Source organism: Synoicihabitans lomoniglobus (genome assembly GCF_029023725.1).
In the GTDB taxonomy this organism is placed as follows: Bacteria; Verrucomicrobiota; Verrucomicrobiia; order Opitutales; family Opitutaceae; genus Actomonas; species Actomonas lomonigloba.
Map to the genome: position 1 here is coordinate 3,173,278 of NZ_CP119075.1, position 20,208 is coordinate 3,193,485.

16 protein-coding genes are annotated in these 20,208 nt (G+C 60.3%); 5 read left to right on the plus strand and 11 right to left on the minus strand.

Annotated elements, in window-relative coordinates:
• Positions 1-154 precede the first annotated feature (154 nt).
• On the plus strand, positions 155-1,012 hold the full coding sequence (locus tag PXH66_RS12430; protein ID WP_330927533.1) for an alpha/beta hydrolase: 858 nt from the start codon (positions 155-157) through the stop codon (positions 1,010-1,012).
• Positions 1,013-1,184: 172 nt separating this feature from the next.
• Positions 1,185-2,885, plus strand: a complete 1,701-nt coding sequence (locus PXH66_RS12435) for a right-handed parallel beta-helix repeat-containing protein (protein ID WP_330932017.1) — start codon at positions 1,185-1,187, stop codon at positions 2,883-2,885.
• Here PXH66_RS12435 and PXH66_RS12440 read toward each other — a convergent pair.
• Both PXH66_RS12440 and PXH66_RS23120 read right to left on the minus strand, forming a co-directional pair.
• Complete coding sequence (locus PXH66_RS12440; protein ID WP_330927531.1) at positions 2,872-3,846, minus strand: transposase; 975 nt, start codon at positions 3,844-3,846, stop codon at positions 2,872-2,874. The genes PXH66_RS12435 and PXH66_RS12440 overlap by 14 nt on opposite strands.
• Before the next feature lie 16 nt (positions 3,847-3,862).
• Positions 3,863-4,198 carry an FRG domain-containing protein gene (locus tag PXH66_RS23120; RefSeq protein WP_345781712.1) on the minus strand — a complete coding sequence of 112 codons (336 nt, stop codon included), beginning with the start codon at positions 4,196-4,198 and terminating at the stop codon, positions 3,863-3,865.
• 635 nt (positions 4,199-4,833) lie between these two features.
• On the opposite strand from PXH66_RS23120, the gene PXH66_RS12445 reads away from it, so the two are divergent.
• The 3 genes from PXH66_RS12445 (at position 4,834) to PXH66_RS12455 (ending at position 7,970) form a co-directional block, all read left to right on the plus strand.
• Positions 4,834-5,778: a tyrosine-type recombinase/integrase gene (locus PXH66_RS12445; protein WP_330932018.1), complete on the plus strand. Its 945-nt coding sequence runs from the start codon at positions 4,834-4,836 to the stop codon at positions 5,776-5,778.
• Positions 5,779-5,786: 8 nt separating this feature from the next.
• Positions 5,787-6,914: an IS91 family transposase gene (locus PXH66_RS12450; RefSeq protein WP_330932019.1), complete on the plus strand. Its 1,128-nt coding sequence runs from the start codon at positions 5,787-5,789 to the stop codon at positions 6,912-6,914.
• A protein-coding gene (locus tag PXH66_RS12455; protein ID WP_330932020.1) for an IS3 family transposase occupies positions 6,827-7,970 on the plus strand; the annotation gives its coding sequence in 2 pieces (ribosomal slippage) (positions 6,827-7,108 and positions 7,110-7,970; 1,143 coding nt in all). Before PXH66_RS12450 ends, PXH66_RS12455 begins: the two co-directional genes overlap by 88 nt.
• Before the next feature lie 298 nt (positions 7,971-8,268).
• Here the strand turns inward: PXH66_RS12455 and PXH66_RS12460 are convergent.
• The 9 genes from PXH66_RS12460 to PXH66_RS12500 form a co-directional block, all read right to left on the minus strand.
• Positions 8,269-8,724, minus strand: coding sequence for a hypothetical protein (locus PXH66_RS12460; protein ID WP_330932021.1), 456 nt, complete (start codon positions 8,722-8,724; stop codon positions 8,269-8,271).
• 69 nt (positions 8,725-8,793) lie between these two features.
• Positions 8,794-9,687 (minus strand): IS3 family transposase, encoded by an 894-nt coding sequence (locus PXH66_RS12465; RefSeq protein WP_330932022.1) that lies wholly within the window; start codon positions 9,685-9,687, stop codon positions 8,794-8,796.
• 14 nt (positions 9,688-9,701) lie between these two features.
• Positions 9,702-9,995: a transposase gene (locus PXH66_RS12470; protein ID WP_330932023.1), complete on the minus strand. Its 294-nt coding sequence runs from the start codon at positions 9,993-9,995 to the stop codon at positions 9,702-9,704.
• A gap of 110 nt (positions 9,996-10,105) precedes the next feature.
• Positions 10,106-10,726 (minus strand): hypothetical protein, encoded by a 621-nt coding sequence (locus PXH66_RS12475; protein WP_330932024.1) that lies wholly within the window; start codon positions 10,724-10,726, stop codon positions 10,106-10,108.
• Positions 10,727-11,955: 1,229 nt separating this feature from the next.
• A complete protein-coding gene (locus PXH66_RS12480; protein ID WP_330928820.1) occupies positions 11,956-13,857 on the minus strand; it encodes a cellulase family glycosylhydrolase in 1,902 nt (633 codons plus the stop codon).
• A gap of 80 nt (positions 13,858-13,937) precedes the next feature.
• Positions 13,938-15,338: a sulfatase family protein gene (locus tag PXH66_RS12485; RefSeq protein ID WP_330928821.1), complete on the minus strand. Its 1,401-nt coding sequence runs from the start codon at positions 15,336-15,338 to the stop codon at positions 13,938-13,940.
• On the minus strand, positions 15,338-16,693 hold the full coding sequence (locus tag PXH66_RS12490) for a glycoside hydrolase family 140 protein (protein WP_330932025.1): 1,356 nt from the start codon (positions 16,691-16,693) through the stop codon (positions 15,338-15,340). Before PXH66_RS12490 ends, PXH66_RS12485 begins: the two co-directional genes overlap by 1 nt.
• Positions 16,694-16,739: 46 nt before the next feature.
• The gene (locus tag PXH66_RS12495; RefSeq protein WP_330928818.1) at positions 16,740-18,161 is read right to left on the minus strand and encodes a sulfatase; all 1,422 of its coding nucleotides are present in this window, start codon (positions 18,159-18,161) and stop codon (positions 16,740-16,742) included.
• Entirely contained in the window at positions 18,158-20,200 is a 2,043-nt protein-coding gene (locus PXH66_RS12500) for a GDSL-type esterase/lipase family protein (RefSeq protein ID WP_330928817.1), read from the minus strand. The genes PXH66_RS12495 and PXH66_RS12500 overlap by 4 nt, the downstream gene beginning before the upstream one ends.
• Positions 20,201-20,208 lie beyond the last annotated feature (8 nt).

The window sequence follows — 20,208 nt, forward strand, 5'->3', positions numbered from 1 at the left end:
ACGGTCTTTCATGCGAGGGTGAACCCACGCCAAATTCATTCGTATGAATTCCTTCCGATTCGCGCCGGAGGCCCCGTCCTAATCAAGATGAATGCGCCGCCTGTTGCGCTGGCGACGTCTTCCGCGTCGATTCCACCGCCCCAACCCCTACCCTATGATTCCTCGCTTGATCCTCGCTTTTCTTGTCACGGCTTCGGCGTCGATCGCCGCGGAACCCACCGCTCCCCGCGCCCCGCGCAAACCGGTCGTCTGGAACAATCCCGACAAGGTGAAGAGCGACCTCGTCACCCATCACGAACTCGTCAGCGCCTCCATGGACCGCGTCGTTGGCTACACCCTTTACCTGCCCCCGGGCTACGCCGAGGACGGAAACACCACGCGCTATCCGGTCGTCTACTTCCTGCACGGCGCCGGGGGTAATGAGAGCGCCGACGGACCCGCGTTTGCCGGTTACATTCATCGCCAATCTGCCAAATACAATTTCCCTCCAGTCATCTGCGTTTTCCCCAACGGCGGCATGAGCGCGTATCGAAATCACCCCGACACTGGCATCAACGTCGAGACCATGATCATCGACGAGTTGTTGCCCCACATCGACGCCACTTATCGCACCTTGCCGCAACGCGAGTCCCGCGGTCTCGCCGGCTATTCCATGGGCGGCGGTGGGGCCGTGCATCTCGCGCTTAAACACTCCGACCTCTTCAGCGTGGCCGCGTCCTGGGCAGGATCACAGGTCAACTTTCGCACCAAGGAGCTCTACGACGACATCACGATCGACATGCTTCGCGCCCAGGAACCGACCATCCGGTTGTTGATGATCACAGGCTACGACGATCAAGCGACCTACGATGCTCACGGTCCTTTCACCGCCCTACTTGATGCAGCCAAGTATCCCTACACCCTGCGCAAACTGCGCGGGGTGAATCACAACCTCGGCCTCTACTACGTCCACACCGCCCGCGACTTGGTAACGTTTCTCCTCCAAGATATCGCTACCGCCGTCGTCGAATAACGACGCCCTCGTGGCGCCGACCTCGCCACTCCTGCCGCCTTACCGCTGCCGTATGGATAAACGCACCGCCCTCAAGACATTGAGCACGTCGAGTCTGGCCATGGCTTGCCGCGGCCTCGCGGGAACGGGCGTAGTCGGCCTGTTGGCCGCTGAGAGCCGCTCCATTTGATTTATGCTTCCCTTACCCCATTCCCGACCAGTGAGCCTCACGGGTGTGATCTCCCTGTTTTTAACCTGTTCGCTCAGCGCCGCGACTTTCTGGGTCTCGCCCGACGGAGACGACATGGCGGCGGGCACGCGCGACCATCCCTGGGCCACGCCCCAACACGCGGTCACCGCCGTGATGGCGGGAGACACCGTTTACTTTCGACATGGCACCTACGCGTTGGACGGTCCGATCCTGCCCCGTGTGTCGGGCACCGCCGAAGCGCCTATCACACTCGCCGGGTATCCCGGAGAATCCGCCATCTTCGATGGGTCAGGTTTTCACCACGCCGATGAGACCTACAAGAAAGGACTGCTTCATCTCGAAGGCGTGGTCCACTACGCCCTGAAAAATCTCCACGTGCGCAACAGCTGGCACGGCTTCGGAATCAAGGTCTCTGGCCATGCTTCGCATATCGACATCCTCGAGTGCACGTCTGCCGAAACCTTCGGACCGGGCATCGGTTTCTGGAATTCTGAATTCATCCGCGTGATGTATTGCGAAGTCACCGGGGCCAATACCAACCGTCGGCGGGTCTATGGTGATCCCACCACCCAAGCCGCCCATGAAGGCATCAGTAGCGGCGGATCCCGCCATTTCGAAATCGCATACAACCACGTGCACCACTGCGACAAGGAGGGTATCGACGTTAAGGAAGCGAGCGCCCACGGCACGGTGCATCACAACTACGTGCACCACCTGCCCCGCCAGGGCCTGTATGCTGACGCGTGGTTCGGCCTGTTGGAAAACGTCACCTTTCACCACAATGTCGTGCACGATTGTGAGTGGGGCGTGGCGATTAACACCGAGGGCGTGGGGGCTGACCTGCGAGGCGTGGCCGTTCATCACAACCTGCTCCACGACAATCGCGGCTCCGGCATTCACTCTGGGTTGTGGGGAGTCAACGGACCACGCAGCGATCTGCTCATCGCGCACAATACCCTCTACGCCAACGGCAGTGCGGGGCAATATTCCGGTCCCACCGGAAACATCGACATCCGTTCACCGCAGAGCCAGCGAGTCCGTGTTTTCAACAATCTTTGCGTCGCCGGCGGCACGTTTGAACTCGGGGCGTTCGCCGATGCCGCTACACCCGCAGGTGCCGCGCTGCTCGCCGCACGAGAAGTGAGTTTTTCCCACAATTTCATCGGGCAGTTCGTTCCCATTTCTGCCACCGATGTCGCTGGTATCACTCCCCGACAACGGGAACGCTATCACCGCGCCTATGCGCTGGCCGGCGACAATCCCGTGTTTGGGCACGCCGAGTTACAGGATCCCGACCGCGGCAACTTCTGGCTCGGCGCCACGTCAGCCGCGCGTCGCGCGGGTTTGATCGACCCGGAGTTTCACGGCCTCGGCCAAACAGAACCTCCCGATCTGGGGGCCTTTGACTTCGGTCAGGACTTGATCCCATTACCTGCACCCGCCATCGAACACATCCTCGATGACGTCTGGCGCGTGGTTCACCGCACGCAACCAGGACGCGCCACCATCCGCCAGCGCTCAGACGACCAAGGCGAGACCTGGACTTCCGCAGCCGTTCCAGCCGTCGGCCAAGGCATTCCCGATATCCACTACTTTCGCCACTCGGATAACGCCCCGTTCCCCCAGTTCCGCTACACCGTGGTAACGGATCCCGCTGAAAGGGTCAGGTTTAAACATTTGTAGTTTTAAGCAGTCGATAGACTGAATCGTCGATCTCTCCACGCTTCATTCGACCCACATACGTGCTGACCGCTTCCGGTCGGCCCATGCTCAATGAGTCGCCCAACCACCGATTGTCGGCTTGCTCTCGTTCCTTCAAAAATCGCGCGATCGCAACTTTCCAACCCGCACTCTTGGGGTCGTTGCGCACGTTCTCCTCATTCTTCCGCAATGCATTCAGGCAACGTGCCCGCATATCCTGTTGCCGCTGATTCCGAACTTCCCTGGCCCCGACGATGCCCCATGCCCGCGGGGAATCCGGCACATCGGGGGACTCAAGTAACGCCGCTTTAAAACGGTCAGTCCCCAGCGCCCATCCTTTGCTCATGTTAGTATAGGCTTTGGATTTTCCAGCGGGGCCGACGGCGACCTGCCATGTTAAATAGTCGAGGTAACACCGTCGACCCGTCGGCGTGTCCGCCAACTCACCCGCCTCCACCAACGCCGTTTCCAATACCATGAACTCGCGCCGCCGAGTGGGGCGCTGCAAATACCAATAGCTACCGAACCTCAACCCCTCGAGCCCTTCAACGGTGCAAACACCGGCACGCACCGGATTGAGATGGATATAGTCGCATACCTGCCCCAACGCACCAGCTCGCTCGACCACCAAAGCCTTGTAGCGCCCCTGAAAGACGTGGCCGTGTTCGCTTCGCAGTTTGTTGAACCGATTGGCAAACGTCGCCTGCAGCCACTGCATGCCGGTAACGAGGTTTCCCTCCGGGGTTTCAAGGGCGAGATGGTAATGATTCCGCATCACAACAAACGCATGAAGCCGCCAACGGTAGGTTTCACACGCCTCAAACAAGCACGCCTCGAAAGCCAGCTTCGCCCCCTCTGTGCGAAAAATGTTGGTCCGGTAGTTCCCCCGGTTGATCACATGATAACACGCGCCGGGAAATTCGAGTCGGTGTTTTCGAGGCATTGTCCGGATATCAAACTCAATACCTGCCTAAATTACAATTGTTTAAACCTGACCCTTTTTGCGCCCTCAGCAGCCGAGTAGGCATTCCGTGGTGCTGAGCCAGCATCAACCACTCCCATTCGTTCTTCGGCTCCGATCTGAGATGAGCTATCGCTCTTCTCTTAAAATCGGCAAACATCGTCTTCTCAATACTAGTGAGTGGTAAAGCGCCCTCCTTCCACTCACGTGCGACACCGGGGATTAAGTCGTATTCGGGCCGGGAAACACCGCGATAGAGGAATGAAAGCGGTTGCTCCGCGTGCGCCAGAAATTCGGCGAGCGTCTTTGTTAGAAAGTCCGCTATAGGTGCCATGGTTAGCCTAACGACTCAGCTCAGAGGCGGCGACTTGTCGCCGTTCTCTGAAGCGGCTGGTTCTGCTCTGTTTTTTCGTCCTTTGGAATCAGTCGAGGTAAGAGCAGATGTGATCCGCTGAAAAGAACTGTTCCAGCGATTAAAACAAAGGTGGGGATTGCAAAGGGGCGTTCGTCCAGATTCTGCATCAAGATCAATAGGCTCATCCAGGCAACGAAGCACAGAATCGTAACCGAAAGTCGTATCGCTCTCCGGCTCTGAAGAACGGAGGTCACACAACTGAGTAATGAAACAATGACGAACATCCAAAAACCTACGATGAAAGGCAATTGGCCGAACCATGTCGGCGGAAACCGACCGAGATGCCTAGCAATGGTAAGAGCTAGCCACCAGAGAACGTAAAACAACACGATTTGCCCGGCACTGACAGCACAAGCTAGTAGAACGCGTCGACCTCTCACTTGCAGAACGTCAGAGCTCAGCCGCGACTGCCAGCGGAGCTGGCGGTCGTTGGCTGCGGCGGTTTGATGAACGAAGCCGCTGCGCGGCGCAGTGAGGAGTGAGGGGTATGACGTTCGGGACGCACGGCGGTTGACGATGTATTTTGGTCCGCCAATCGCAAGACTGGCGGTGCTATGTCCAAAAACAAATCCACCCGTAAAGGTCGCGACTTCCGTCGTGACGTCACCGAACAGTATCAATCGTTAGTGCGCTTCGATGAGATGCTCAAGCTGCGAAGCATGGCCTTCTCCACCCGCTCGGAGTATGTGCGCTACGTGCGCAAACTCGCGCAGCACGTGAAGCGCGATCCGGCCGAGTTGAACGAGGCGCAGCTTCGCGCCTACCTGCTGCACCTCAAGGAGGCGCACCACTACAGCGGCAGCACGATGCGCACCGCCGTGTGCGCCATGCGCAACTTCTACGGCAAGTTACTGGGCCACCCGTGGAAGCTGTTCGACCTGGTGCGCTCGCCCGATCGCAAAACCTTGCCCGCGGTGCTCACCCGCGCCGAGGTGGCGCGGTTGTTCGCGGCGATCACCGAACCTCGGTTTCGCACCATCCTGCGACTCATCTATGCGTGCGGGTTGCGTATCCGTGAAGCAACGACACTAGAGGTGACCGATATCAAGCGTGAGCCGTGCCGACTGCATCTGCACCACACGAAGGGGCAAAAGGAGCGCTACGTGCCGCTGCCCGAATCGATGCTCGAGGAGTTGCGCGCCTACTGGCGCACGCACCGGCATCCGAAGTGGGTGTTCCCTGGCACCGGTCGGGGCTGGCGCGAGGGGCCCGGTGCGCGCGAGCGCCTGGCTCTCGCGTCCGAACCGATGGGCGTGGGTTCGATCCAAAACTGCCTGCGGTTGGTCGTGCCGGTGGCCAAACTGCCCAAGGGCACCCACCCGCACACGCTGCGTCATTCGTATGCGACGCACCTGCTCGAAGAGGGCGTGAGCATCCGCTTGATTGCGCAGTTCATGGGCCACTCCTCCATTGAAACGACCGCCATTTACACGCATCTGACCGCCGTCAATGAAGCCGCCGCTCGCGCGGCGGTGAGTCGTTTGCTCGACGGCATTTAGTTAAATCCGTGTCGGCCTTGGCCGAGTGGCTCGGGGCGCAAGCCCCGGGCTACGCGTGCACGCATGCCATCAGCCCGGCGCAGCGCCGGGCGTTGGCGGCGATCGCGCGGTGTCGGACGCCCGAGATGGGCGGCCGCGTGTATCGCTGTGCCCACTGCACAAAGCACGACTTCGCCTACCATAGCTGCCATCACCGCTCGTGTCCGCGGTGCGGCGGGGCCCGCACGGCGGCATGGACGCAGCGCCAGCGGGACCGCTTGCTGCCGGTGCCATATTTTATGGTGACCTTCACACTGCCCGCACCGCTGCGCGCGATCTTCGCGGCGGAGCCGAAGGTGATGATCGACCTGCTCTTTGGCGAGTCGGCCCGCGCGCTGCAAACGATCGCATCGTTGCCCAAACACCTCGGAGCCGATCTCGGCATGACCGGCGTGTTGCACACGTGGGGACGCCAAATGCAGTTGCATCCGCACGTGCACTTCATCGTGCCGGGCGGTGGTTTGGCTGAAGATGGAACCGCATGGCGCCATACCCGCAAACCCGAGTGGCTCGTGCCGTCTGCGCCGGTCGCGGCGCGCTTCCGCCAAGGCATGGCGGCGGCGCTACGCGTTGCGTTGCCTGGAAGGCACGCGCAAGTGCCCGACTCGTGCTGGCGGCAACCGTGGGTGGTCGACATCCAGCACGTCGGCTCGGGCGAAGCGGCGATCAAATACCTCGCTCGCTACGTGCAGCGCACCGCCATCAGCGATGAACGTATCCGAACCATGGATGCGAAGACGGTTCGCTTTGGCTACCGCGACAGTGCGAGTGGTGAGCACAAGGAATGCACGTTGGATGCGGCTGAGTTCATGCGGCGATACTTGCAGCACGTCTTGCCGACCGGAGTCCACCGCGTGCGCCACTTCGGCTGGGAGCACCCGGCCGCGTGGCGACGCCGACGGGTGGTCGAGACCTTGCTCGCCGTGGAGATCGTTGTGCGCCCGAAGCAGGCTGAGGTGGACCCCGAAAATTGGACATGCGGGAAGATTAAATTCAAAAGGAGTCCAACATGTCGAAAAAACGACGTTCATTCAGTGCCGAGTTCAAGGCGAAGGTGGGGCTGGAAGCCCTCAAAGGAATCGAGCCGATCCATGTGATCGCGCAGCGCTACGAAGTGCATCCCGTGCAAGTGAGCCAGTGGAAGAAGGAGGTAACGCAGAAGCTGCCGGAAGTCTTCGCGAAGCCCTCGGTGCGGGTGCGGGATGAGATTGAACGCGATCGCAAGGAGAAGGATCTCTACGCGGAGATTGGCCAACTGAAGATGGAGCTCGATTGGCTCAAAAAAAAAGTTGGCCCGCTTGGGGACTGAGGAGCGCCGCCGCATGATCGAGACCGAACATCCAAAGTTGAGCGTGGCCCGACAGTGCAAGCTGATGGAGCTGCCTCGCTCGACTTTTTACCACCACCCGAAGCCACCGCCGGAAGCGGATCTGGCGCTGATGCGTGTGATCGACGAGACCTACCTCGCGTTCCCTTTCTTCGGCAGCCGTCAGATGACCCGGTGGCTGCAACGCGAGGGGTATGAGGTGAACCGCAAGCGCGTGCGACGGCTGATGCGATTGATGGGACTGACGGCGATTTACCGCCGGCCGAGCCTGTCAAAGAAGGCCGCCGCCCATCCGATCTATCCGTATCTGCTGCGCGGCATGACGGTCGAACGATCCAACCGGGTGTGGGCGACCGACATCACCTACATCCCAGTGAGAGGTGGGTTCGTTTACCTGTGCGCGGTGATCGACTGGCACAGCCGGATGGTGCTCGCGTGGGAACTGTCGAACACGCTGGACGCGTCGTTTTGTGTGCGGACGGTGGCGCGGGCGATGGCGAGCTACGGCACGCCGGAGATCTTCAACACCGACCAAGGCTGCCAGTTTACCAGCGCAGAGTTTACCCATCCGCTGCTGGCGGCCGGCGTGCGCCTGTCGATGGACGGCAAGGGCCGCTGCCTGGACAACGTCTTCATCGAGCGTCTATGGCGCAGCGTGAAATACGAAGAGGTCTACCTGCGCCGCTACGAGACGATGGTCGAGGCCCACGCGCACCTCGATGCCTACTTCCGGTTCTACAACGACCGACCCCCGCACTCCGCTCACGGAAGCCAAACCCCAGCCGAAGTCTACCACGCTAACACTCCCTCCGTCGCAGCCGCCTGACGGCGGCAATCAGAGCGGGGAGGAAGCTGAGCTTCCTCCCCTGCACCCCTCCATTTACTTTTATCCTTGGTCAGCAAACCCAGAAACCATAACTAAAAATCCGCCCGGCCTGTCCAACCGATGGGGTCCACTTCACATCGGATGAAGATCATCGCGGGTGCCCGGGATCCCCCAACCCCACAAACCACTCCCATGAAACGGGCGGTGGATGGCTTCGCCCTCCACCGCTGGTCCCCGCCAGGGTTCCTGCTAAATAACGAGTTTTATCACTTGATACTACCTAAGGAAGATCGATTTGTTAGGTCCTGTTCTGTTCATCGTAAAGTGCCTGCATGTAAGCGGTGGGGTCGTCGATGGAAGGGAAACCCTCACAGCGCACCTGGCCAGAAATCGAATCGACATAAATCGGTGTGCTCTCGTGTCCTCCACGGCCTACCCAAGTCGGAATCATCCAATCACGTCCTTCCTTCACGGGAAGCGCAATGTCACTGCACACGCCCTGCGTTTCGGAAAGGTAGAGCCGCGCCATCACCCACGCTTCGAATTGGTCTATCCCGTCCGAAACTACGACCAGCTTCTCGACCTCTTCCTCTTCAACGACCCCCTTCAGGCGATACGCAAACTCCCAATACTGCTTTTCGTCTGGGGTCTCCGCATTCGCGATGTGATCACGATACTCGGAGTGGAACGGCGCTTCAGGCGCGCAACCAGTTCCGACAAGCGAAAGTGCTAAAACTGGAATTAGTGTTTTCACCTAACGCCAAAGTGTGATCGGGCCTGAGATGGTGAGACACGGTCGTCTCTTATTTGGTGGGTTATGGGTTTAGTTGCGGGTTAGGCAATCGGGTTGTGCATTGCCCCCCATGGGGGGCAAAATTTTTGCCTCCGCCTGCATCGGGCTCAGGTAGCCCAGAGAGGCGTGTTTGCGGTATCGGTTGTAGAAGACTTCGATGTAATTGAAGACGTTGGCGCGGACTTGGGCTTCGTTGGCAAAGACGTGGTCGCGCACGGCGGCAGTTTTGTAGCGACCAAAGAAGGACTCCATCGCGGCATTGTCGTAGCAGTTGCCCTTGGCGCTCATGCTCGGGTGCATTTTCAGCTTGGCCAGCAGGCGTTGGTAGCGATCCGCGGCGTAGGTGCTGCCCCGGTCGCTGTGATGCACGATGCCGGCGCGGACTTTGCCGCGGGTTTGCACGGCGTTTTCCAACGCGGTGCAGACCAGGGCGGTGTCGTTGCGATCGGAGACGCTCCAGCCGACGATGCGTCGGGTGCATAGATCCATCACCGTCGCCAGATAACACCAGCTCTCGTCCGTGCGCAGATAGGTGGTGTCGGCCACCCAGATCTGATCGCGATGCTCCGGTTTCCCCAACTGCTTGAGTAAGTTGGGATGGTAGCCAAACAGATGCTCGCTGTCGGTGCCCATCGGCTTGAACCGGGCATGGGAGCGGCCGACCAACTCCAACTCGTGCATCAGGCGCAGGGTGCGATCACGGCCACAGTCCACGCCCTGCTCACGCAGATGTTGGTGGACCGGCCGGTAACCGTAGGGGCCGCAAGCCCGACGCACGACTTGCTCGATCACTGGCTTGATCGCTTCGTCCTGCTCTCGGCGGACCGAGGGTCTGGCCTCGATCCAGCGGTAGTATCCGCTGCGCGAGACGCCGAGCGCTTCGCCCATCTCGGCCACGTCATACCTGTGCTGATGTTTTCGCATGAACACGAAGCGGCTCACTCGTCCTTGGCGAAGTAGCTCACCGTTTTTTTTAGGATCTCATTGATCCGCTTTTCTTTCGCCAGTTGCTTGCGCAGCTGGTCGACCTCGGCGGCCAGCTGGGTCGGGCTCGACTTCGCGTGCGGCGGACTCGCCGCATCCATCTCGGCCAGTTGCTCGCGTTTCCAGCGGTATAGCAGACTCGGGTTCACATCCAACTTCCGGGAGACCTCCGGGGCACTCAGCCCGTCCATGATCATCAGCCTGGCGGCTTCGCGCTTAAACTCGGCGCTGTGTCGGTTTCGTTTCACTTTGGGTTTCTCTTTCTAAGAGATTCCCGTGTCCATTTTTCTCAGGCCCGATCAGTGTGGCGCGGCGCGATAGCGGCGTTGCCACCACTGTCTTGTTCGATCATTGGTGTTTAGTCCAATGAAGTTTCCGTGAGCGCTGATTTTCTCTCTTCGTCCATGATTTCAGCAGACTCGATCAATCCATGGTCTTCAGATTCTCGCAAAGCTTTCAATGGGTATCCGATTAATTCCCGAACACCTGTGCGAATTTCTTCTTCAGGGACACCTACCTCCCTAAGAATAGCGATCTTGTCTCGAAGGTTTTTTATCTGAAGCTCTTCAATTTTCAGATTATTTTCTCTTTCTTCCTGTCCTTCTCTATATTTTTTATCTTTCCTCCTTTCGTGGCTGTCTTTAATCCATTCTCTGATTTGCTGCAGTGGATTTAAACTTCCTAAAAACTCCCAGAACCCTGGAGATGAAAATGAAGCTGCGGTTAATTCAAGAGGCGCAGCCTCTTCAAGGGCTTCTGCAACCGATTTCTTGAAGTCAAAGTTATTACTGGCTTTCTCGCCGAAAATTGACCGTAGCAATCGTTCCTCTGGGGCGAGTTCCTCTGGAGCGTTTTTCGCCTTACCGACAACTCTTTCTAGAACATACAAACCAATATACAGATCGTTAATCGAATTGAGTAAGTTTGTGACGGCTGGAACCGAACCAGTTTTTTCTGCGAGGATACGTAGCTTTCTCATAATTTGTTATCGAACGTTATATAGTCACAATAAATTGTGACCTAATGGGGGCAAAAGCACAATAAATTGGACATTGGCTAGGATTTTTTGTTTTCTTCGCGCCATTATGGCGCATCCAAAGAATGGTGATGGGAGGCCCAAAGGGGAGCGTCGGGAGCCTGAGGCGAGTCCTTGGGTTCGCCGATTGGTCGAGGCACAGGCAGTTCATTTGACTGCGAAACAACTGGGGTGGTGGTCGTTTCATTTGGAAAGCTTTCTGCGATACTGTCGCAATCGTGGTGATCAGGTCGAGGCGCGAGTGCTCGCCCGCGATTTTTTCGATGCTTTGTCAGTTGAACAGTTTGGCGAAGGGACTGCGTATCGGGTGGATCAAACCAAACAGGCGCTGACGGTGTTTATTCGCGGCATCGAAAACTGGCATTGGGAAAGGTCCGATGCTGGGGCGTGGATACCGCGTTTTCGCATCAAGCCGCCGGTGGATCACGACGCCTCGACCATGGATGGTGCGACGGGGGCAGCGTCGACCTCAGGCGTTTCACCTGCAGCCGGATCGACGGGACCAGCGGTTTCGGTTTCCCGGCAAAACTGGCAGAACGCCCTGAGCACGGCACTCCGGGTGCGCCACTATGCCCTGCGGACGGAAAACACGTATGGAAAGAAAATGGGGTCAGGCCTTGGGGCTTGGGGTTCGTCGGTGGCGGGTTCCTGCGCCTCGGCGAGGCGCAGGCGGAGGAGCAGTTGTTCCTTGGCGCCTGGCGCGAGTTGGTCGGATGCAGAAAAGGGATCGGGCCTTACGCGACAGCCCGTCACGGGTTGACCCGTCACGACCGGCTTGGTGATCGCGTGGGGGCGCGCCGTCGTTGGTTCGGGAGAATTGCTAGCAATTCCGTCCGATTCGTTTCGGAGGGATGGCGCGGGTTCAGCCGCAAGTAAGGTGGCCAAAGATGGAATCATTCCGCAGGCAATGAAATCTGAAGGAGAGGGTAGTCACTCGCGGCGGTGGCCAGACCAGCGGAGCAGGTGTCGTGACGACAGCGAGTTACACGCGATAGCGCGAGCTCGGAATTGGGCGAGGCGATCAAACAGCAGCAGTCGCGTGCGAACGCTCTGCCCTGCCCTGCGTTACTCCAGCCTGCGACCAGCGACGGTGACTTCACCCATAGGTCCACCATCCTCAATGCGACGACCCGAAGTCGGCCGAGCGGGGCTGCTGGTGGTTACCATCCGAATCAATGGGTGCCCGAGCGAAGTTCCGTTTGTCCCGCGACTCGGTGTTCGATTTCGATGCGGTCGAGTTCCATCGGCCCCGCCCATTTGAGCCGAATGCGGCGCGGTCCTGTTTCACCGCTCACTGGAGTAAGGGTCGCTTCGTAGCGCAGCAAAATACGGGTTTCTCTGGCCAATTGCTTCACCTTGGCCATCACACGTAGTCGCTCGGCCTTCCCGATGCGGAGAGCGATCGGAGCGAACTCACCCTGCGGCGCGGCGACACTCAAATGCGGCTCCAAGATATCACCATCGTGAAACGCCCAGATACGCACCGCGGTCGCATCACCCGGGAACTCATACTCGATCTCTGCGCCGGCCTCTCCTTTGGCGCGGTAGAGGTATTCGCCGTAAAGTCCGTTGTGGTCATTGCGCAGTTCCAGACCGTCGGAGTGAGCGCGACAGGTTTCCAAATCGGCGAATTCGTCCACCACGACTTGGGTGCGAAAACACACAGGACCCATTGCAGTCGAAGGCCGGGAGACGCCGGCGGTGTTTCGCGCTGAGATGCGATAATAATAGTCCCGTTGCGGCACGGCAGTGCGATCATGCCACAGCGGACGATACGCGACATTCGCGTCGGAGACATCCGTTGCAACGGTGACCCACGGACCCGTGGCCGACTCCGCGCGGGCGATGTCGTAGCCGGTGGCTCCCGCTGCGCCGCGCCAGGAAAACAGCGGCAAGTCTTCGACCGGCAACCACTGCGGCGCATCGGGCACGAGCACGGCAGGGGGTTCCGCGCCTGCCATGCGAAAGGCGTAGTCGCGCAGCGTCCAGAGCATCTTCTTTTCGTTGTAGGCGGAACCGCTGGCGTTACCCGCCCAGTGGAATGAAGACAAATTGTCGCGGGTGAAGATCTGGTGCCAGTAATACCCGCCAAAGCGGTGGTGCTGCGTCATGCTCCAGTTCAAGTGGCCGGCGGTGCCGTTTGCCAACGCTTCCTCGTAGAAGAGGCGCGTCGCCACGTCATCGCTCGTGCCGCCGTATTCGCCGATGATGAAGGGGCGCTGGCCTTTCGAGCGCGCGCGATCCCCGCGACATTGCTTGACCCAATCACCGCCGTAGTAGTGCCGGGTGACGATATCCAAATCCTCGGGAGGATGCTCGGGAATACGGCTGTCGTTGCCCGCCATGACCAAGTGGTTCGGATCGATCGACTTGATAAACGTCGCCATCTCAGCCTCCCACGCGAGCGGGGCGCGTCGCAGTTCGTTGCCGAACTCCCATGCCAGAATGGCTTTGTCGTCGCGGTAGAACTGGCCGGTCACGGTGTTGCGACGATTGATGACGTAGGCGATCGTCGCTTGATAATCGGCCTTCAATTGCGGGTCGGTGAAGAACGCCTGACGTTCCTTCCCGCGCCAATCGGCATAGGTGCCGATACCGCCGAGGTAGTCGCCGGCCTCCGCCGTGAAAGGGAAGATGACACGAACACCGTAGCGATTGGCCAAGGCCAGCAACCGATCGATCGTCTTAAACGCCTCCTCGTTGAACTTGCCCGGGCCTTGCACATACGCCCAGTCCATCCACTCGTCCTTCGGTCCGCGCATCGGCAGGTTCCACAGCCGGAGCACGCGCGCGCCCATTTGATTAAGCGTTTTGAACCCGTCCTCCTGTTCCCACGCCGTGGGCAGAATCAATCGCTCGGGGATGCGCAAGGTGTAGTCATAGGGCACGGTCATGCCCGGCATATTGACGCCGCCAAAACGAAACTCGGCCGCGCCCTGCATCAGCCGGTCTCCGTCGCGCGTGATGAAGTGCTCAAAAACACTGGGTCCGGATTCAGCCGGGAGCACGCGGGGAACGAAGGCGACCAGCGCCATCAGTAGGAAACAGTTTCGAGGCAGTCGCAGGGAAATCATGGTCAGTCTAATCGGTAAATTACTGCGGTTGCAGGTGGTGAAAGAGATGGCGCGGGAACAGCCCCGCTCACGGCCTCGATTCAGTATCCGGCCGGACGCCGTCCGGGGTTGAGGCGCGTGCCGTGTTCGCGATGCCAGTGGTCCGGCGTGATGTCGTCGTAAAATTGGTCGTCGGTATCGCGGATCCACTGATCCAGCGCGGCGCGCACTCGGTGGAGCGCGGCCGCGTGAGCGGGGTCGGCAATGAGGTCGTGAAGCGAGTGCGGATCGGCGAGGTTGTCGTAAAGTTCCTCCGTGGCGCGCGGGGCGATAAACGCATCGCGCATGGCGGGCGACAGCTCGCCGGCGCGCTCCAGACGTTGCATCGCGCGAAACGTCGGGCTGCCGACGGCATCGGCGGGCGGCGTGGCGGGAAGGTCCGGTCGACTGTTGCGAATGTAGGTGTAGCGCGAGTCACTCACGGAGCGTTCGCGAGCCTGGTAATCGTGCCAGTTGTGCTCGGCGAAAGCGTAGTCCCGCACGTGGGCCGAGGCGTCGTGGAGCGTCGCGGCGAAACTGGTGCCTTGAAAGGAACTTTCCGGAGCCAGTCCCGCGAGATCGACCAAGGTCGGAGCGATATCAATCACACTCACGAGCTGAGACGTGCGGGCGCCGACGCGTCTCAACCCGGCGGGCCAGCACACGATGAACGGCGTGCGAATCCCGGAATCGAGCAACCGGGTTTTGGCGCGAGGAAACGGTCGCCCGTTGTCCGAGATGACGATGATGAACGTGTTGTCCAACACGCCCTGAGCTTCGAGTTCCGCGCAGGCGAGGCCCACGTAGTGATCGAACCGACTGATCTCATCGTAGTAGAGCGCGAGGTCGGCGCGGACTTCCGGCGTGTCCGGCAGATATGGCGGGACGATCACGGCTGCGGGGCGGTGAGGCTGCGGTATCGTGTTGGGCTCGTAGCCCCGATGGGGGTCGTAGGACGCGAGCCAGAAAAAGAACGGGCGATCGCGCGGACGATCCTGCAACGCCTCGACCCAGTTCTCGGCGCCGCTCGGACCCGATTTTTCCCAGACGCGATCAAACTGGACTTTAGCGGCTTCGCCCAGATGCCATTTGCCGACGGCGGCGGTGTAGTAACCGGCGTGGCGTAGAAAAGTGGATACGAGCACCTGATCGGCCGGGAGCGGCTGGTGCAGCTCGGGCGCACCGGTGTTGTGGGGGTATCGACCGGTGAGGATCGAGCAACGGCTGGGACTGCAGGAGCTGGTGGTCAGCAGTGCGCGATCAAAGACGAGTCCGTCGGCGGCGAGCCGATCCATGGTCGGCGTTTTCACGCTGGGATTGCCGTAGGGGCCGGAGTCGTCCCACCCAAGATCATCGGCCACGAATACTATGACGTTGGGCGGCGGAGCGGAGATCGCGAAGATCGCCAGACCGCAAAGTCCGCCCACGAATCCGACGGCCCGGAGAATGAGGTGAGATCCCATCACGGGTGTTGGCCGGGAGGACCGTAACCGGCCGCCGCATCATCGATCACAAACACCCAGTCGGGGCTGCCCTGCCCGGCCTGGATGCGCCACTCCCACGGGCGCTTCATCGAGCCGGGGTTATCCATCTCTCCGGCCAGCCAGGATTCCCCGGTGCGTGGATCAAACCACCAGCAGCGCAAACGGTCGCCGGCCATGACTGCCGTATTCACCGTGAGGTTACGCATAATGGGATGATAGACCATGATCCAGGTGGCATCATTTTTGCCCGGCGTCCCGTCGCGGGTGGCCTGCAAGTGATCACTGTCGATGCCGACGTCGTCGATCAGGCTCTGATCGGGCAGGCGGGTGAGAAAAGGGCGCGATTCCATTAAAGCGCGCAGGTGCTGCAATTGACCGGAGCCGGGCGCGGCCATGGCCTCGCGCCATGAGAGGGCGGCCCCCAGGATCGGCTTCGTCTCGCCGGGGCGATGCATTTGCCAAATGGAATTGTGCCCGTAGGTGTGGCCGAAAGATCCGGCAAACACCGACCAGTAGGCGGCCTTGCGCACATCGTAATCGGTGAACGGCGGGTTCGCTTCCGTGAAGGCGACTGGCAGGCCTTCGTAGTTCGGTTCGCCGTCGAGCGTGGGCTTGATCGGACTCCGAGCGTGATCTCGCGCCACCATCTCCCAATTGCGCTGATTGTAACGCGCATGACCCGACTGGATCATATTAAAATCCAACCACGCCGCATCGTGCCAGTAGGTGGCCGACGTGCGCCCCCCGTTGACGTGATAGGTCATCAAACCGGCCGGATCGCCCTCGTTCAGGCCCGCCACCATCGCCTCCCAGGTTTCCTCGTAGTCGGTAGGCACGCGATCGCCGCCCAACACCCAAATAATGTTACCCGCCGGGCCGTAACGTTCGCCCAAAAACCGACCGTAGACGCGGGCGTTTTCCACCGTGAACACATGCATATTGTCGAACAGCGGGTGTTTCCGATCCTCCACATGCGCGCCCCACGTGGGCAGCAACGCGAGATAGATGCCACGCGCCGACGCCTCCCGCACGACATGATCGACCAGCGCGAAATACGCCTCGTTGGGCCGGGTGGGATCGAGGTCGTGGAACGGCAACTCCCCTTCCCGGTTCGCCACGGTGAGACCGTCCGCTTCGGCGAGTAGCACGGCTTGCACGACATTGAAACGCTTGCCCGCCCGGTCGTCGAGGTAGTCGGCGATTTCAGCGCGATCGAGACGGTGAAAGAGTTCCCACGCCGTGTCCCCGAGCCAGAAAAAGGAATCACCCGCGGCGGTCGTCAAATAGCGACCATTGTCGCTGACCTGGAGTCGGGGCAATGCGGGGGCGGCCATGAGTGAAACGGACATTAGCAGCAGGTAGCCCCGGAGCAGTCCGCGGTTAAGGTTGCAGAATCGCATAGGGTTTGAGGCGGACGGAGAGTTCGGCGATGACAGACGCGTAGGCGGGATCGGACGCCAGGTTGGTGATCTCGTCGGGATCGTTGGCGTGGTCGTAAAGTTCGAGTCCCGCTGCGCCGGCCATCCACTCCGTGTAACGCCAACGGCGATCGCGCAGCGAAAAGCCCTGCGCCTCGGGACCATGAAACACGATCGTCACGGCGGGTTTGTCCCAACTCGCGGTCGGGGTTTCCAACAACGGTCGCAGGCTGAGCCCGTCGAGCCCGTCCGGCACGCCGTGGCCGGTGTAATCGGCCAGCGTTGGATAGAGGTCGAGCAACTCCACCGGTTGCGTCACTACGGCACCGCGTTGGTCGATGCCCGCCCCCGCGATAATGAGCGGAGCGCGCACCGACCGTTCGAAGTTTTTGCGCTTATACCAGAGGCCCTTCTCGCCGAGAAAATACCCGTGATCCGACCACAGCACGATGATCGTATTATCCATCAGGTCGCGCCCCTCCAACGCGTCGAGGATCTTGCCGACCTGTGCATCCACAAACGAAATACACGCGTAGTAGGCTTGCTTGCACTTGCGGGCCTCCTCCCACGTGACGCCATCCAAATAATACGGCCAATGCGGGGTGTCGCGCTGCACCGCCATCGCGGGAACGTCGTCCAAATCGCGGCGGGCCGTCTCCCAATCCGGCATGGTGATTTCCTCCAGCGGATACAGGTCGAAATACCGCTGCGGCGCGACGTAGGGACAGTGCGGATTGAAAAATCCCGCGGCGACGAAGAACGGTTCGTTTTGGTGGGCATCGATCATTGCGACCGCCTGTTTCGCGACCATGCCGTCAGTGTGTTCCTCATCGGCGCTGACGGGGTCCCACCACGCCATGGAAATACCGAGGCCGTTCTTGCGGCCGGTGCTGCCGCCCGGATAGCGAATGATGTTTTCCTCCTGCGTGCGATCGATGCCGGCGGGGTTGAAGCGTTCCATCCAACTCGCGGCGTCATCGTGTCCGTCGGTGCCGATGTCCGACGGGTTGCCATAGTGAAATATCTTGCCCACCCGACCGACGTAGTAATCCCGCTGCCGATAAAACTGTCCCAGCGTCACCACGTCGGGAACCTTCTCTCGCAGGTCATCCTTGAGCCGCACGAAACCGGTGGTCGTCGGCCGCAGACCACTCATGACGCTGGCGCGGCTCGGTCCGCAAAGGGGTTGCTGACAATAAGCGCGATCGAAGCGCACGCCCATGGCGGCGAGTCGGTCGATGTGAGGCGTCTTCACCTGCGGTGAGCCGTAGCAACCGATATCGGTGTTGAGGTCGTCGATGGAAATAAAAACGACGTTGGGCGGAGCGGCGATGCCAGCGATGGCAACACCCAGCAGTCCGAGCCATGAAGTTCGGGGAATCATTTTAACAGCGGGGCCATGATCTCGCGCCAGATGGCGTAGCCGGCGGCATTCATGTGGAGCTGATCATCGCGGTAGAGATCACGGGAGGGCAGCCCGTCTTCGCCGAGCATGGGCGTCCACACGTCGACGTAGGTGTGTCCCTCGCGTTCGCAATAGTGCCGGGCCATGGCGTTGAAGCGCACGTAGTCGGCCTGGACCGGCCAGCGATGGGGATTGGGCGCGGCACCGATGAGTGCGATCTGGGTGTCGGGCAAGGCCGCCCTGATCATGCCGCACAACGCGTCGAAATCGGCCATCACGCTTTCCGGCGATTCACCGGCATTCACGTCGTTGGTGCCCGAGTAGATGATGATCTGACGCGGATTGCCGGCCGCGATCACTTCGTCGAAAAACCCAATGAGGTCCGAGACCTGAGACCCCCCGAAACCTCGATTGTAGACCGGATGGTTCGGAAAATCCTGCGCCAATGATTCCCACAGGCGGATACTGGAACTGCCGACGAAGAGGATGCCATTCTCCGGCACGGGATGGGCCGCCTCGCGTTCTACGATTTGTTTGATTTCACGATTCCACCGGGGCTTGCGGCGCGGCTCGACCCACTCCGGATCCCAGTCGGCCACTGCGGTCGTGATGGAACGGGCCGGAAGTTGCAGGCGCACCATTTGTTGCACGGGTTCGACGTCGACCAGCGCGTGATCCAACTGCGCCGTGGTTTGCCAAGCCTGCCAAGTGGTGGGATGCGCGGACCGGCCCCAATTCAACAGCACCTCGCGTGGCGCTTCGCCGGTATTGATCAGAATGCTCACCAATTCGCCCCGCCGATCGTGGACGTAGGAACTGACCAACAAATCATCAGCGGACGGATCGACCATGCCCACCCGGGTGGCTCCCGGGCGAATATGCCGCCAAAACTGCATTGCCGCGTAGGTCTTCTTGGTCGGCTGTCGATCAAGCATGAACGCGTGCGTGGGATGCCGACCGTCTCCTGTAAGTTGCCAGCCGGTGAACAGGCTCACGTTGGCCCGGGCGAGAGCGACGTGCAGGCGCGAGGCGAGGCCGCCCTCCATCACATCCGGCCACTCGTGACCGCCCGACGCACCTTCGGTAATCCAATAAGGTCGACCAAAATGCGCGACCAAGCGCTCGTAGGCGACCATGTTGAGGCGGGTATCGGCATTCACGCCATCGCTGTAGCCGTGAGTGGCAAACGCATCGAAATAGGGGGCCACCGCCGGGGCCATCAACGCATCCACATAGGGACGATGCCGGTCCTCGTCGGCGTAGGTCGCGAGCGTCATGTCCTCCGGCCCGAAAAACAACGGCTGGCGCACCCGTTCCCGCGCAAACATCTCGCCGGTCACCCGCACCAATCGCGCGTATTCAGTGGGATCATACATGGTCGAGCCGTAGGGCTCGGTGAACACGAGCTCGTTCTGCAGACTGAGCGCGTAGAACGGAGTGCCTTGCGCCTCCATGTAACGGGCATACTCCACGATCCATTTGGCAAAGTGTTCGTAGCGATCGGCACGCAGCCGGTTGTCATGATCGAAGTCGCGATCGGGATCGAACAGGTAGCCGGCGGCGGTGCCGTCGACCTTGCCGCTCACTTTCATCCACCCCGGGGGACTCCAGACCGCCCCGATGACCCGGACCTCCGGATTGGCCGCGGTGATCAAGCGGGCCCAGCCAACGTTCACCCCGCCGCGTCCATCGGCGTGCGTCCAATTGAAATTCTCGTGGGAAATCTCCCGCCAATCGGCCACTGCCTCGGGCATCACATCGCCCTTGAGCTGCAGGCGAAAGATGCTCAGTCCGAGCTCATTGACGGCATAGTCGGCGAACGCGGGATCACGAAAGTAATCATGATGGCGGGCGATCCAACCCGTGATGGAGGTGCCGAATCCCTCGATGGTCTGGAAACGGCGTTCGGGCTGAACCGTGACCAGCACGGGATCGGACGCGGCATGGAGCGCCCCCGCGGCCAGCCAGCCGCACAACCAGACCGAAAGGCGAGAGAATCGAGAAATATTCAACATCATGAGAGGGG

What these genes read in the sequence shown, in the direction of transcription:
- PXH66_RS12485 (WP_330928821.1), bottom strand. Translation starts at nt 15,338, where the DNA reads ATGGGATCTCACCTCATTCTCCGGGCCGTCGGATTCGTGGGCGGACTT.
- PXH66_RS12475 (WP_330932024.1), bottom strand. Translation starts at nt 10,726, where the DNA reads ATGAGAAAGCTACGTATCCTCGCAGAAAAAACTGGTTCGGTTCCAGCC.
- PXH66_RS12500 (WP_330928817.1), bottom strand. Translation starts at nt 20,200, where the DNA reads ATGATGTTGAATATTTCTCGATTCTCTCGCCTTTCGGTCTGGTTGTGC.
- PXH66_RS12495 (WP_330928818.1), bottom strand. Translation starts at nt 18,161, where the DNA reads ATGATTCCCCGAACTTCATGGCTCGGACTGCTGGGTGTTGCCATCGCT.
- PXH66_RS12490 (WP_330932025.1), bottom strand. Translation starts at nt 16,693, where the DNA reads ATGGCCGCCCCCGCATTGCCCCGACTCCAGGTCAGCGACAATGGTCGC.
- PXH66_RS12430 (WP_330927533.1), top strand. Translation starts at nt 155, where the DNA reads ATGATTCCTCGCTTGATCCTCGCTTTTCTTGTCACGGCTTCGGCGTCG.
- PXH66_RS12480 (WP_330928820.1), bottom strand. Translation starts at nt 13,857, where the DNA reads ATGATTTCCCTGCGACTGCCTCGAAACTGTTTCCTACTGATGGCGCTG.
- PXH66_RS12465 (WP_330932022.1), bottom strand. Translation starts at nt 9,687, where the DNA reads ATGCGAAAACATCAGCACAGGTATGACGTGGCCGAGATGGGCGAAGCG.
- PXH66_RS12435 (WP_330932017.1), top strand. Translation starts at nt 1,185, where the DNA reads ATGCTTCCCTTACCCCATTCCCGACCAGTGAGCCTCACGGGTGTGATC.
- PXH66_RS12440 (WP_330927531.1), bottom strand. Translation starts at nt 3,846, where the DNA reads ATGCCTCGAAAACACCGACTCGAATTTCCCGGCGCGTGTTATCATGTG.
- PXH66_RS23120 (WP_345781712.1), bottom strand. Translation starts at nt 4,198, where the DNA reads ATGGCACCTATAGCGGACTTTCTAACAAAGACGCTCGCCGAATTTCTG.
- PXH66_RS12445 (WP_330932018.1), top strand. Translation starts at nt 4,834, where the DNA reads ATGTCCAAAAACAAATCCACCCGTAAAGGTCGCGACTTCCGTCGTGAC.